Below are 13,294 nucleotides of genomic sequence, written 5' to 3'. Positions count from 1 at the left end.
TTGAACGGCGAAATGCTCAAACCGCTTCCGGCCTGATTGTCATCCGCAGGGCAATGGTGGGTCTATGGCAGCGCCAGCCCAATATAGGCCGTTTGATCCGGCAGAAAAGGACCGGGTCGGGAACCGGATGACTCTGGAAGCTACCCGATCGCGTTCAGGCACCAGGCCAGAATGCCCTTTTGTGCATGCAGGCGATTTTCTGCTTCATCGAACACCACCGACTGCGGACCGTCGATCACCTCGTCGGTGACCTCCTCCCCGCGATGCGCCGGCAGGCAATGCATGAAGATGGCATCGGGGTTGGCCAGCGACATCAGCTTGCCGTTGACCTGATAGGGCTTCAGCAGGTTGTGGCGATGTTCGCCGTCCTTGTCGCCCATCGACACCCAGGTATCGGTGACAACGCAGTCTGCACCGCGCACCGCCTCGTCCGGCTTGGTGCCGAGCACGATCGGCGCCCCCGTGGCCTTGATCCAGTCCTTCAACAGCTTGTTGGGGGCCAGTTCCGGCGGCGTCGCGACGCGCAGATTGAACCCGAACCGCTCCGCCGCGTGCGCCCACGACGCCAGCACGTTGTTGTCGTCGCCGGTCCACGCCACCGTACGTCCCTTGATCGGGCCGCGATGCTCTTCGAAGGTCATGACATCCGCCATCACCTGGCAGGGATGCGAGCGGCGGGTGAGACCGTTGATGACCGGCACCGTGGCATGCGCGGCAAGTTCGGCCAGCGCCTCGTGATTGAGAATCCGGATCATGATGGCGTCGACAAAGCGCGACAGCACACGCGCGGTGTCGGCGATGGTCTCGCCACGTCCGAGCTGCATTTCCGCGCCGGTCAGCATAATGGCTTCGCCGCCGAGCTGGCGCATGCCGACATCGAACGACACGCGGGTGCGGGTCGAAGGCTTGTCGAAGATCATCGCCAGCGTCTTGCCGTCGAGCGGCTTGTCGGAGATATCGCCGGCCTTGCGCTTCTTCTTCATCGCCACGCTGGCATCGAGAATGGCGCGCAGCTCCTTGGTCGGAACATCGAACAGATCGAGAAAATGACGCGGAGACTTGCTCATCTTGCCGCCTCCCGCCGCGCAGGAATACGCGTCATCTTTGCGCAAACGCGCTCCAGCCGCGACACGGCATCCTCGATCTCGACTTCGGTCACGATCAGCGGCGGCAACAGCCGCACCACGTTCTCGCCCGCGCCGACGGTAAGCAGCTTTTCGTTGCGAAGCGCGGCGACAAGATCGCCGGCTGGCACCACCGCTTTCAGGCCGATCAGCAGACCGTCGCCCCGGACTTCTTCAACGACATCGGGATAGCGATCGACGATGGAGGCGAGCTTTTGTTTCAGCACCAGCGAGGCGCGCTGCACGTGCTCGAAGAATTTCGGTGCCAGCATCACATCAAGTGTGGCATTGCCCGCAGCGGCGGCAAGCAGATTGCCGCCGAAGGTCGAGCCATGAGTACCCGGCGTCATGCCGGCTGCGGCCGCGACGGTCGCAAGACACGCGCCCATCGGAAACCCGCCGCCCAGCGCTTTCGCCAGCGCCATGATGTCCGGCTCGACGCCGGTCTTTTCATAGGCGAACAGCGTGCCGGTGCGGCCCATGCCGGTCTGCACTTCATCGAACACCAGCACGAGCTTGTTGTCGTCGCACAACTGCCGCAGCGCGCGGAAGAACGCGGGCTCTGCCGCGCGCACGCCGCCTTCGCCCTGCCACGGCTCGATGATGATACCCGCCGTCTCCGGACCGATCGCCTTCTTCACGGCTTCGAGATCGCCGAGCGGCACCTGGTCGAAGCCTTCGACCCGCGGTCCGAAACCTTCGAGATATTTCTGCTGTCCGCCCGCGGCGAGCGTCGCCAGCGTGCGGCCGTGAAACGCGCCCTCAAATGTGATGAGCCGATAGCGTTCCGGTCTGCCGTTCACCGCCTGAAACTTGCGCGCCATCTTGATGGCGGCTTCCATGGCCTCCGCGCCGGAATTGCAGAAGAACGCCACGTCGGCAAAGCTCGCATCGCACAGCCGCGTCGCCAGCCGCTCGCCTTCCGGAATCGTGAACAGATTGGAGACATGCCACAGCTTGCCGGCCTGCTCCTGAATCGCCGCAACCAGATGCGGATGCGCATGGCCGAGCGCGTTCACCGCCACGCCGCTGGTGAAATCGAGATAGCGGTCGCCGTTGGTTGCGATCAGCCACGGGCCTTCGCCGCGCTCGAAAGCAACGTCGGCGCGGGCGAAAACCGGCAACATGTGAGAGTCGAGATGCGGCTTGGCAGTATGACTCATGGCGACCCGATCGATGGTAGGGGACCAACAGCCTTGCGAGCGCATACGCGCGTGTTGCTCAGTTGCCTGCCCCGGAAACGAAACGTGCCGCCCGAAAAGGCGGCACGCGGTGGTCATTCTATTGTGGGGTCCTGCGGTGTCAATCCACGCGGGCCATCGTTCGGATCGTTCCTCGGCGCGAATATCCCTGCCGCAACGGCATAATCCGGCCTTTTCAGAGCCATTCCGGCGGTCAGGCGGCCTGTCCGGAACAGAAAGACCGGCATTTTGACGCCGCACAATGATCGAATTTATTTGCTTTCTGATCAGAACATGTGGACGGCAAATGCCGACTCTTGCGCGTGAGTCACGCCATATTGTAGCATCCTTGGCGTTGGGTACGACATCTCGTGCGGCAGTTCTGATCCTCGATTGTCTTCTGTGCGGCGTAAACGCCCGGTCGCTTTTTATGCAACCGGCGAGGGCTAAGGGATTCTGCCGGCAGGGATTTTGAGAAGTTTGCAAGCGCGACGCCGGACCGGAAATGGCCGGTGCGAGATCAAAAGGAAGATTGCGATGACGGTAATGAGCTGGACCGACGATCGCGTTGAACAGTTGAAGAAGCTCTGGGAAGCCGGACTGTCGGCAAGCCAGATCGCCGCCGAACTCGGAAATATCACCCGGAACGCCGTGATCGGAAAGGTTCACCGGCTCGGCCTGTCGGGCCGCGCCAAGAGCCCATCCTCGGCGGCCCCGCGGCAGCGCAAGGTGCGCCCCGCGCAGCACATGATGCGGATCAACCGTCCGGTGTCGCGCGGCAACACCGCGCTCGCCCATGCCTTTGAAGTCGAAGCCGAACCAGATCCGATCGCCTTCGACAACGTGGTGCCGATGAGCCAGCGGCTGAGCCTGCTGGAACTGAACGAGAGCACCTGCCACTGGCCGGTCGGCGATCCCGGCAGTGCGGATTTCTTCTTCTGTGGCGGCAAGGCCCTCAACGCGCTTCCCTATTGCGCCCATCACTCGCGCATCGCTTACCAGCCGGCGAGCGATCGCCGCCGCGCCGCGCGGCCCAACACCAAATAGGCCAAACGCCAACGCCCAAATGACGGAAAAGCCCCATCGAAACGATGAGGCTTTTTTGTTGCGAACTTCGGCGCAAAAGGCGGTTTGGTGACCGTGCGGCCAAACTGCGGCCGCCGCTCTTTCCGCTTTATTCCTTCGCCGGGACCTTCTCACCGGCGGAGGGCTTTTCGGCCGCCTTCGCCGCCGGGAAGCACGCCGTGAATGTCGCGCCGTGACCGGGCATGCTTTCGATGAGAAGGCGGCCGCGATGGCGATTGAGGATGTGCTTGACCAGCGACAGGCCGAGACCCGTGCCGCCCTGCGCGCGGCTGTCGCCGACATCGACGCGATAGAACCGTTCGGTGAGGCGCGGCAAATGCTCCGGCGCGATGCCGGGACCAAAGTCGCGCACCGCGAGACGAACCTCGCCCCCGGCGTCGCCCGGCGCCGGCTCGCTCAGCGTCACCACCACGCGCCCGCCGGAAGCGCCGTACTTGAGTCCGTTCTCGATCAGGTTCTCCAGCAGCCGCAACAACTCTTCACTGTCGCCCGCGACATTGACTGCACCGTCCGGCAGTTCGACCTCGATGGCGACCTGACGCTCGCTTGCCAGCGGCTCCAGCCCGTCGACCACCTGACGCACCAGCGGCACCACGTCGACCATTTTTTCCGGACGAACATGGGCGCTGAGTTCGACCCGCGACAGCGACAACAGATCGTCGATCAGCCGCGCCATGCGAGTGGCCTGCGCATGCATGATGCCGAGAAAACGCTCGCGCGCCTTCGGATCGTCGCGCGCGGGGCCTTGCAGCGTGTCGATGAAGCCCGACAGCGCCGCCAGCGGCGTGCGCAGTTCATGGCTGGCATTGGCAACGAAATCCGCGCGCATTTCCTCGACCCGCCGCAGCGGCGTCTGATCATGGAACGTCATCAGGATGCAGTATTCACTGCCGCCGAACGCGGTCGGCAGCGACAGCGGCGTGACGATCAACTCCATCCAGCGGTCGATGGGAACATGGTCCACGTAACTCGCGCGCTGCGGCTCGCGGGTGGCGATGGCCTCGCGCAATGCCGCGATGATCTCGGGAGAGCGTAGCGCGAACAGCGCCAGTTCGTTCTTGCGCAGCGCCGGAGCCAGTTGCGAAGCGGCGACATTGAAATGCAGCACGCGCCCGGCGCGATCCAGCAGCACGGCTGCATCCGGCATGCCGCCGACCAGCGCCTGCACCACCGGCGTTTCCGCAGGACGCGCGCCGACCATGTCATCAGTTGCCGGAACGGACTGATGCAGATTCCACGGCACCAGCGCAGCACCGGCAATCGCGAGAAAGATCATCCCGGCCTGCGGCAAAGTCAGGCCGCCGAACATCATCGACGCCGCAAGACCCAGCGCCGTCGCGATCAGGATGATCGCCGATCGCCGCAGCCTGTCGGACCACGGCGCAAAACCTGAATTCGGAGACGTCATCGTCATGCGTCGTACCTGTTTCGCGCGCTTACCGCTTTCCGAAGTTCGCAGTCTGTTTCAGCACCACCGTTCACGAGATTCGGAAAGGGATACGCACCGATACAAAGCTGCACTAGGCGACCGGAGAGCGCGATCCCTGAGCGGATCCCTGCGTGCCGTTGGGCTTCGCCACATCGTCGAGCCGCTGCAAGGCCGCTGCGACCCGTTTCGCCCGGAGGCCGACAATAAGCTCGCGAAGCGAGAGCAAGATGACAGAAATAAAGAACGGGACGAGATAATAAAGCACCCGGAACAGCAGCATGCCCGCCAGCAGTTCCTCGCGGTCGAACTGAAACAAGCCCACCAGCATCGCGGCATCGAACACACCGAGACCGCCGGGCGAATGGCTGGCGAAGCCGAGCAGCGTCGCCGACACGAAGATCACCGCCACGACAACGAACCCGACATGAGGCTCATCGGGCACCAGAATGTACATCGCCAGCGCGCAGAAACCGAGATCGACGATGCCGATGACGATCTGCAGCAGCGTCAGCGGGCCGCCGGGAAGCGTGACGGTCCAGCTTCCGCGACCCACTTCGCGCGGCTTGGCCCAGACCCACATGACATAGGCCACAAGGCCGATGAGGATGCAGATCGCTGCAAGACGGTTGAGCCAGATCGGCAGCTTGTCGATGGAAGCAGCCGCCTCGGGATGATAGGCGACGCCGAGGCCGAGCACGGCGGCGTTGCCGAGCCAGAACGTCAGGCCGGCGAGAAAGCAGACCTTGGCGACATCCACCGCCGTCAGATTCCAGGCGGAGTAAATCCGGTAACGCACCACGCCGCCGGTAAAGACGCTGGCGCCGACGTTGTGTCCGATCGAATAGCTGGTGAAACCGGCGAAGGCGGCGATGCGGTACGGTACCTGGCCGCGGCCGATGGCGCGCAGCGCGAACAGGTCATAGAACGTCAGGGTGAAATAACCGGCGGCGACGCAAAGACCGGCAAGGAGGATGGTGCGGAACTCGGTTTCGCGCAACGCCTCGTAGAGGTCGTCAGTGTCGAGACCTTTCAGCATCTCATAGAGGATGAAGCAAGCGATGGCGATGATCGCGATGCTGATCAAAACACCTAGCTTGTGCAGGATTTGCTTCTCGCGCATGTACGCGATGGTCCCGCGTAGTGTCTCCAGCATCCAGACCTCAAAATTCGATCAACCACATCGTCCCCGGCGTTTGCTGTCCTAGCAGACCGCCGTGGCGACCGCGAGACCGGCTTGGCCGATTTGAGCCCCTTTATAAGGCGGAAGTCACGTTAAGAATTAAGTCCACCGCACCGCACACGCGTCATATCGATGTCACGCCGCAGCGACCTGCTCGCGCTGAAAGAATAACAGGTCCAGTTCGGTGGATGGCTGGCCGAGGCCAGTCAAAAGCACGTGCGCCTGACCGCGATGATGGGTTTGGTGATTGAACCAGTGCGCCAGCGCAGGGGCCAATTGCTGTACGAATTGCTCGGGGCTGGATACGCGCCGGTAGGAAATAGTGCCCGCAATACGCGTATCGTCGAGCCCATCGACATAAGCCACGATCCGGCCGTCCTCCGCGACACGCGCGGCGCGCAGCGCATCGAGCGTCTCGAACAGGATCGCGTCGAGCCGGGCCGGCGCCTCGCCTTCGCCCGTAAAGCGCTGCATCCAGATGCGATCGGTGACCAGCAGATGATTCAGCGTGCCATGGACCGACTTGAAGAAAGCGCCGCGGTCGGCCTTGTACTGGGTTTCATCGAGACCCGCCGCGGCATCATAAAGTCGGGCGTTTGCCCAAGAGTTATAGCGGGCCATCATCCTGAAATGCGAGGTCAGACCGCCTGCCATTACGCCTTGCTCGCCGACGCATGCCGCGAGACCACCAGATAGCGGAGCCATGACCCTACCGCACAGCCGGCAACATAGACCGCAAACATCACAAGACCGAGATCGAGCCAATAGCCCACGCGGCCAGGGGCAAGATGAAACACGGAGGCGAGGATCAGCGCCGCCACGAAGACCGCCACCTTTTGCATTGTGATGGCCGTCCAGCCCTGCCCGCGCTGAACCACGGCGATCCATCCCATGGCCAGGCCGATCAATCCCGCGCCCAGCAGCCAGCCCCAGTTGAATGTCGCGAGGTAGATCATGGAGTCCCGTCCTTATGATCCGATGCCGTCACCCTGAGGTGCCGGAGCGAAGCGAAGAGCGACGGCGCAACCACGCGCCATCCTTCGAGGCTCGCAAGAGCTCGCATCTCAGGATGACGCATCCGCCGACCGCATATCATGCTCATTTCACCACGAAATCGATACGCCGGTTCCTGGCCTTGCCCTCGTCGGTGTCATTGGCGGCGATAGGCTGCTCGCTGCCGTAACCCACCGCCTGCAGGCGTTCGATCGGCAGTCCGGCCTTGACCAGATAGTCCGCCACCGCCTGCGCGCGCTTCTCCGACAGCGTCTTGTTGGAATTGCTGTCGCCGTCGCTGTCGGTATGACCGGCGACCTCGATATTGGCATTCGGGCAGCGCAGCGCGGTTTCGATCAGCCGGTCGAGCAGGCCCATGGAATCCTGATCGATGGTTGCCTTGCCGGATTCGAACCTGATCCGCGCCTTGCCCAGCAGTTCGTAAAACAACTGCTGGCAGACGGTGGGATCGACACTGCTGGCGACCGGCTTCACCGAGACCTCGGCCTTGTTGGTCCAGCCCTGCGGCAACCGGCCGCCGAGACTGTCGCGAATCTGGTCCGCTGCGACAGCATAAAGTGCGTCGCCCGACAGTTTGACCTCGCGGTCCGAGATCACCAGCGAACCGGTCGAGACCCGCGACAGCGCGCCGAGCGCGGCCACGGCGGCATTGGTAAATCCCTGCGGCGCGCCAACGCTGGCCTTGAGATTGTCCACCAGCTTTTCGGAGAAGAACTTGCGGCCGACCGCCGCGACGATGGCCGCATGGACCGCGTTGTCCGGCACATATCCCGCGAGCGTCACGGTGTTCGCCACCGGATCCTTGGTGGCCTGGAAGATGTAGGGCGGCGCCTTGATGGCATTTTCCTTCACCGAATAACCTTCGGGCAAATTCCGCAGCGCCGCCAAAATCGCTTCGCGGCTGCCGATTTCCCGCGCCATGCCAGACAGGCTGACGCCGGTGTCGCTAAGCGTGATCTTGCCGTCCTTGAGCTTGCCGATCTGATCCACCAGCAGCAGCGCCGCGGTATCGAAGCGCGGCGGCGCGCCTCGCGCCATGCCCATACGATCCGACACTTCGGTGCCGCCGGCCACCGCGCGCGCGGCTTCCGCCAGCCGCGCCTTGCTGGCTGGCAGCGGCGCATTACCGCCAAGCGTGATCCGGACCACGTCGCGCTCCACCGACCAGACGAAGGGCTTGGCTTCCGCGACCAGACGGGTGTCGTCATTCAACAGCCGCACGCCGGAGACGGCCTCGACCTGCGCGGTGGCGCTGCGCCGGCCGTCTTCCGAAAAGGCCTCTGCCGAGAGGCCGACGTCGCGGCCGGCCACGGAGATACGGGTCTTGTCCAGAACGGTGTCCTTGAGCGCGGCGGTCGACCGCGCAGCTAGATCGGCCTCGAGCGGGGCGGTGCCGGTCCAGATCGCAGCGATCCAAAGAGCGCCCAGGGGAATCAACCCCGGCCACCATTTACGTGCCCAACCTGATATGCGGCTCATCCCGGACCTTCACTTGACAGAATGCTGACAAAACAAACCCTTGCACGGGTGTCAAACGCGAAATGGACAGAGGCATTGAACCGGAACATGCCGGGCGGAAAGCCCCGCCGAATGCTGTTTCAGCCATCCGGATAACCGTTTGTTCAACGGTTCCGGCCCAATCTGAAGGTTCCGGACAGCATGATCGGCCCCCGAACCATCGCCATGAAACAACTTCGCAATAACGTCATCCGCGTCGGCCTCGACGCGCTGTATTTCACCGGCGCGCATCATGTGCTGCGGCCGTGGCTTTCCGGCGTCGGCGCCATCTTCATGCTGCATCACGTTCGCCCGGCCCGCGACGATATGTTCCAGCCCAACCGGCATCTCGAAATCACGCCCGACTTCCTGCGCGCGGTGCTGGCGCATGTCCGCGCCCTCGATATCGATATTGTTTCGCTGGACGAAGCACAGCGCCGGATGAGCGAGCGCGATTTCGCGCGCCGCTTCGCCTGCTTCACCTTCGACGACGGTTATCGCGACAACCGCGACCATGCGCTGCCGTTGATGCGCGAACAGAACGCGCCGTTCACGGTCTATGTCGCCAGCGATTTCGCCGAAGGAACGGGACGACTCTGGTGGCTGGCGCTGGAGCGCGTGATCGCCCGCGCAGAGGCCCTCGAGATCGTGCGCGACGGCGCGAAGGTGCGGATCGAGGCGGGCGACGCGGCTGCCAAACAGGATGCCTTCAATCAGATCCAGGACTGGCTGCAGACATTGCCGGACGACACCGCCGTGCAGCGCGAAGTCAGCGCATTGTGCGCGCGCTACGGGATCGACGACGCGGCGATAGCACGCGAACTGTGCATGTCATGGGACGAGTTGCGCGGCTTCGCCGCCGATCCGCTGGTCACCATCGGCGCGCACACCATCAGCCACTGCAACCTGGCGCGGGAAAGCGATGCCGAGGCGCGGCGGCAGATGGGCGACAGCCGTTCGCGCATCGAGAACGAACTGCACATGCCCGCGCTGCATTTTGCCTATCCGTATGGCTATAAAGCTGCCGCCGCCGCGCGCGAATTCAAGTTGGCGCGTGGACTTGGATTCAAGACCGCGGTGACGACGCGCCCCGGCATGATCTTTCCGGAGAACGCCGCGCACATGACGGCGCTGCCGCGCATCTCGCTGAACGGCAATTACCAGACCGCGCGGTTCCTGTCGGTGCTGACCTCCGGCGCCGCCACCGCGATGTGGAACGGCTTCCGCCGGGTCGATGCGGCGTAGGACGAACTGCAAATTTCTTCGCAAGCAACGTCGCTGGAATCGTCATCCTGAGGTGCGCGCTCTTGCGAGCCTCGAAGGGCGACGGCACCTCAGGGTGACGGCAACCCCGTTTCAAACAGACGTCCGCATTCCCGCCATTCCTTGACTCAGGCTTTGCCGCAGGGGCTATATCGCCGCCAATCAACATTGGAGGCACCATGTTCAAGGATCTGTTTTCACTGAAAGGCCGCGTGGCACTCGTCACCGGCGGATCGCGCGGCATCGGCAAGATGATCGCGGCGGGATTTCTCGCGCAGGGCGCGGCGAAGGTCTACATCACCGCGCGCAAGGCCGGCCCCTGCGAGGAGACGGCGAAGGAACTGACCGCCGCCTATGACGGCGAGTGCATCGCGCTTCCCATCGACATGTCCACGGTGGAAGGCTGCAACAAACTCGCCGACGAGATCATCAAGCGCGAGCCGAAGCTCGACATCCTCGTCAACAACGCGGGCGCGGCATGGGGCGCGGCGTTCGATGAATTCCCGGAGGCCGGGTGGGACAAGGTGATGAATCTCAACGTCAAGTCACTGTTCTTCCTGACCAAGGCGCTGGCGAAGCCGCTACGCGCCGCCGCCACGAAGGCCAAGCCGGGCAAGGTCATCAACATCGCGTCGATCGACGGCCTGTCGGTCAATCCGCTGGAGACCTATTCCTATCAGGCGAGCAAGGCGGCGGTGATCCATCTGACCCGCCGCATGGCCGCGAAGCTCATCCAGGACAACATCAACGTCACGGCGATCTGCCCCGGCGCGTTCCAGTCCGACATGAACACGGCGGCGCGCGACCACGCCGACGCCGTCGCCAAGGCGATCCCGTCGAAGCGGATCGGCGAGCCGGAAGACATGGCCGGCATCGCGATCTATCTCGCCTCGCGCGCAGGCGATTATGTCGTCGGCAATGCGATCGCGGTGGACGGCGGCATCGTCTATGCCAATCTGAGCCTGCCCGTCGCAGGCGAATAACAAAGCCGCGGATGGCACCGACGGCGGATGCAAGACATCCGCCGTCGGTGCCTTTGCCCGTCGTGCAAGCGTGATGAATTATTCATCATTCTGGATTCGGAATCAGCGCGGGGCGGCTGCAAAAAACATCGGCTGAAAATAGCTAATTATTTGATTTCAAAAAATAATATGAACGTGGCGACGTCGCGTTCAGCGTTGTACACAATGGCATAGGCTTTGCACCTCTCTCCGATTAACGCGGGGAGATATCGATGCAGATCGCAAGCCTGCTTTCAGCCGAACCGGCACCGGTCGAGGTGACCTGGCCGAACACCGCTCTCGTCATCATCGACATGCAGCGCGACTTCCTCGAGCCGGGCGGCTTCGGCGAGACTCTCGGCAACGATGTCTCGCAACTGGCGAGCGCGGTGAAACCGTGCGGCGACGTGCTGGCGGCGTTTCGCAAGGCCGGACTGCTGGTGGTTCACACCCGCGAAGGCCACCTGCCCGATCTGTCTGACGCGCCGCCTGCCAAAATCGAGCGCGGCGCGCCGTCGCTGCGCATCGGCGATCCCGGCCCGATGGGACGCATTCTCATTCGCGGTGAAGCCGGCCACGACATCGTGCCAGCGCTCTATCCGGTCAAGGGCGAGATCGTGATCGACAAGCCGGGCAAGGGCGCGTTCTACGCCACCGAACTCGGCGACGTCCTGAAAAAACACGGCATCGAAAATCTTCTGGTGTGCGGCGTCACGACGGAAGTCTGCGTCAACACCACCGTGCGCGAGGCCAACGACCGCGGCTACCGCTGCATCGTGCTGGCCGATTGCTGCGCGTCGTACTTTCCAGAATTCCACGAGATGGGCCTGCGCATGATCAAGGCGCAGGGCGGCATCTTCGGCTGGGTCAGCAATTCCAAATCCGTTTTAGCAGCGATGAATTCCGAACCTTCAAAAATGATCGCATAGGGGCACCAGATGAGCACAGCAGCGACAACAACAACCAGCAAACCCGTTCTGTGGTCGCCGGGCGACTGGAACGCCTTCTTCGGCTTCGGCACCAATATCCTCGTCAACATGCTGACGCTAACGGCGCTGTTGCGCTTCGTGCTCAAGATGCCGGACTCGCTGGTGTTCGGCCGGATCCTGCCCGCACTCGGGCTGATGATGTTCCTCTCGACGATGTACTACGCGTGGCTGGCCTACCGCCTCGCACAGAAGACAGGCCGCACCGACGTCTGCGCGCTGCCGTCCGGCGTCAGCGTACCGCATATGTTCATCGTCACCTTCGTCATCATGCTGCCGATCCTGCTCAAGACCAGCGATCCAATCAAGGCATGGGAAGCGGGTCTGACCTGGGTGTTCATCCAGAGCTTCATCCTGATGATCGGCGGCTTCATCGCTCCGGTGATCCAGCGCATCACGCCCCGCGCAGCGCTGCTCGGCACGCTGGCCGGCGTCTCGGTCGCCTTCATCTCGATGCGCCCCGCGTTCGAAATGTTCATGACGCCGGTGATCGGCCTCACCTGCTTCGCCATCATTCTCGCAAGCTGGTTCGGCGGCGTGAAATATCCGAAGGGCATTCCGGCGGGGCTGATCGCCATCGCGGTGGGCGCGATCATCGCCTGGGGATCGACCCTGTTCGGCCTCAGCATCGGCGGCATGAGCCTCGCCAAGCTGACCGGCTCGTTCAGCAACATCGGCTTCTCGCTGCCGATTCCGGCCATCGGCCATGTGTTCTCGGGCTTCGAGTTCATCGGCATCATCCTCGTCACCGCCATTCCGTTCGGTGTCTACGATCTGGTCGAGGCGATGGACAATGTGGAAAGCGCGGAAGCGGCCGGCGATCACTATCCGACCAACCGCGTGCTGACCGCCGACGGCGTGGTCAGTCTGATCGGCGCGCTGATGGGCAACCCCTTCATCAACGCGGTCTATATCGGTCATCCCGGCTGGAAGGCGATGGGGGGACGGATCGGCTATTCGGCTGCGACCGGCTTCATGGTGATCGTGCTGGCGTGGTTCGGCGTCATCTCGCTGCTGCTGAATCTCATTCCCGTCGTGGCGATCCTGCCGATCCTGCTCTACATCGGCATGCTGGTCGGCGCGCAGGCGTTCCAGACCACGCCGGCAAGTCACGCCCCCGCCATCGTGCTGGCGCTGACGCCGCATCTGGCGGCCTGGGGCAAGACGCTGGTGGACGGCGCGCTGACCGCAGCCGGCACCAGCGCCGCAGCCGTCGGCATGGACAAGCTCGGCGCCACCGGCGTGCTCTATCAGGGCCTCGAGATTCTCGGCGAGGGCTCCATTCTCTCCGGACTCGTGCTGGCCGCGATGGCGGTATTCGTGATCGAGCGCGACTTCGTCAAGGCGTCCGCCTTCGCCGCGGCCGGTGCGGTGCTGACCTTCTTCGGCTTCATGCACGGTCCGGCGGTGGGGATCGGGGTGACGCCCGGCGTGGCGCTGGCCTATGCGGTGGTGGCCGCGGGCTTCTTCGCCTATGCACGGTCGGGCGCGGTGATGCCGATGCCGAAGCCGACCGCGGTGCCTGCTGAATAG

At 63.4% G+C, this 13,294-nt stretch carries 12 protein-coding genes; 5 read left to right on the top strand and 7 right to left on the bottom strand.

Going from position 1 to position 13,294, the window contains the following annotated elements; all coding sequences use genetic code 11:
- Positions 1 to 140 precede the first annotated feature (140 nt).
- Together argF and LVY71_RS20210 are read right to left on the bottom strand one after the other, a co-directional pair.
- Positions 141 to 1,067 (bottom strand): ornithine carbamoyltransferase, encoded by a 927-nt coding sequence (argF, locus tag LVY71_RS20215; RefSeq protein WP_235101700.1) that lies wholly within the window; start codon positions 1,065 to 1,067, stop codon positions 141 to 143.
- Positions 1,064 to 2,287: an aspartate aminotransferase family protein gene (locus LVY71_RS20210; RefSeq protein ID WP_235101698.1), complete on the bottom strand. Its 1,224-nt coding sequence runs from the start codon at positions 2,285 to 2,287 to the stop codon at positions 1,064 to 1,066. The genes argF and LVY71_RS20210 overlap by 4 nt, the downstream gene beginning before the upstream one ends.
- Positions 2,288 to 2,842: 555 nt before the next feature.
- On the opposite strand from LVY71_RS20210, the gene LVY71_RS20205 reads away from it, so the two are divergent.
- Positions 2,843 to 3,352 carry a GcrA family cell cycle regulator gene (locus LVY71_RS20205; protein ID WP_235101697.1) on the top strand — a complete coding sequence of 170 codons (510 nt, stop codon included), beginning with the start codon at positions 2,843 to 2,845 and terminating at the stop codon, positions 3,350 to 3,352.
- A gap of 127 nt (positions 3,353 to 3,479) precedes the next feature.
- On the opposite strand, the gene LVY71_RS20200 is transcribed toward LVY71_RS20205, so the two are convergent.
- The 5 genes from LVY71_RS20200 to LVY71_RS20180 all read right to left on the bottom strand — a co-directional run bounded on the left by LVY71_RS20200 (position 3,480) and on the right by LVY71_RS20180 (position 8,493).
- Positions 3,480 to 4,805 carry an ATP-binding protein gene (locus LVY71_RS20200; protein ID WP_235101696.1) on the bottom strand — a complete coding sequence of 442 codons (1,326 nt, stop codon included), beginning with the start codon at positions 4,803 to 4,805 and terminating at the stop codon, positions 3,480 to 3,482.
- A 106-nt stretch (positions 4,806 to 4,911) separates the two neighbouring features.
- Positions 4,912 to 5,973 carry a lysylphosphatidylglycerol synthase domain-containing protein gene (locus LVY71_RS20195; RefSeq protein WP_235101695.1) on the bottom strand — a complete coding sequence of 354 codons (1,062 nt, stop codon included), beginning with the start codon at positions 5,971 to 5,973 and terminating at the stop codon, positions 4,912 to 4,914.
- A gap of 162 nt (positions 5,974 to 6,135) precedes the next feature.
- Positions 6,136 to 6,642, bottom strand: coding sequence for a DinB family protein (locus LVY71_RS20190; RefSeq protein ID WP_235102187.1), 507 nt, complete (start codon positions 6,640 to 6,642; stop codon positions 6,136 to 6,138).
- Positions 6,643 to 6,653: 11 nt separating this feature from the next.
- Complete coding sequence (locus LVY71_RS20185) at positions 6,654 to 6,956, bottom strand: hypothetical protein (RefSeq protein WP_235101694.1); 303 nt, start codon at positions 6,954 to 6,956, stop codon at positions 6,654 to 6,656.
- Positions 6,957 to 7,098: 142 nt separating this feature from the next.
- A complete protein-coding gene (locus LVY71_RS20180; protein WP_235101693.1) occupies positions 7,099 to 8,493 on the bottom strand; it encodes an OmpA family protein in 1,395 nt (464 codons plus the stop codon).
- A 204-nt stretch (positions 8,494 to 8,697) separates the two neighbouring features.
- Here LVY71_RS20180 and LVY71_RS20175 point away from each other — a divergent pair, with 204 nt between their 5' ends.
- From LVY71_RS20175 to LVY71_RS20160, 4 genes are all read left to right on the top strand, one after another.
- Positions 8,698 to 9,756 (top strand): polysaccharide deacetylase family protein, encoded by a 1,059-nt coding sequence (locus LVY71_RS20175; protein WP_235102186.1) that lies wholly within the window; start codon positions 8,698 to 8,700, stop codon positions 9,754 to 9,756.
- 197 nt (positions 9,757 to 9,953) lie between these two features.
- Positions 9,954 to 10,757 carry an SDR family NAD(P)-dependent oxidoreductase gene (locus tag LVY71_RS20170; protein ID WP_235101691.1) on the top strand — a complete coding sequence of 268 codons (804 nt, stop codon included), beginning with the start codon at positions 9,954 to 9,956 and terminating at the stop codon, positions 10,755 to 10,757.
- Between the two features lie 251 nt (positions 10,758 to 11,008).
- On the top strand, positions 11,009 to 11,704 hold the full coding sequence (locus LVY71_RS20165) for a cysteine hydrolase family protein (protein ID WP_235101690.1): 696 nt from the start codon (positions 11,009 to 11,011) through the stop codon (positions 11,702 to 11,704).
- Between the two features lie 9 nt (positions 11,705 to 11,713).
- Positions 11,714 to 13,294 carry a regulator gene (locus LVY71_RS20160; protein WP_235101689.1) on the top strand — a complete coding sequence of 527 codons (1,581 nt, stop codon included), beginning with the start codon at positions 11,714 to 11,716 and terminating at the stop codon, positions 13,292 to 13,294.

This window comes from Bradyrhizobium sp. G127 (genome assembly GCF_021502575.1).
In the GTDB taxonomy this organism is placed as follows: domain Bacteria; phylum Pseudomonadota; class Alphaproteobacteria; order Rhizobiales; family Xanthobacteraceae; genus Afipia.
This window is presented reverse-complemented; position numbering and strand designations above follow the sequence as displayed.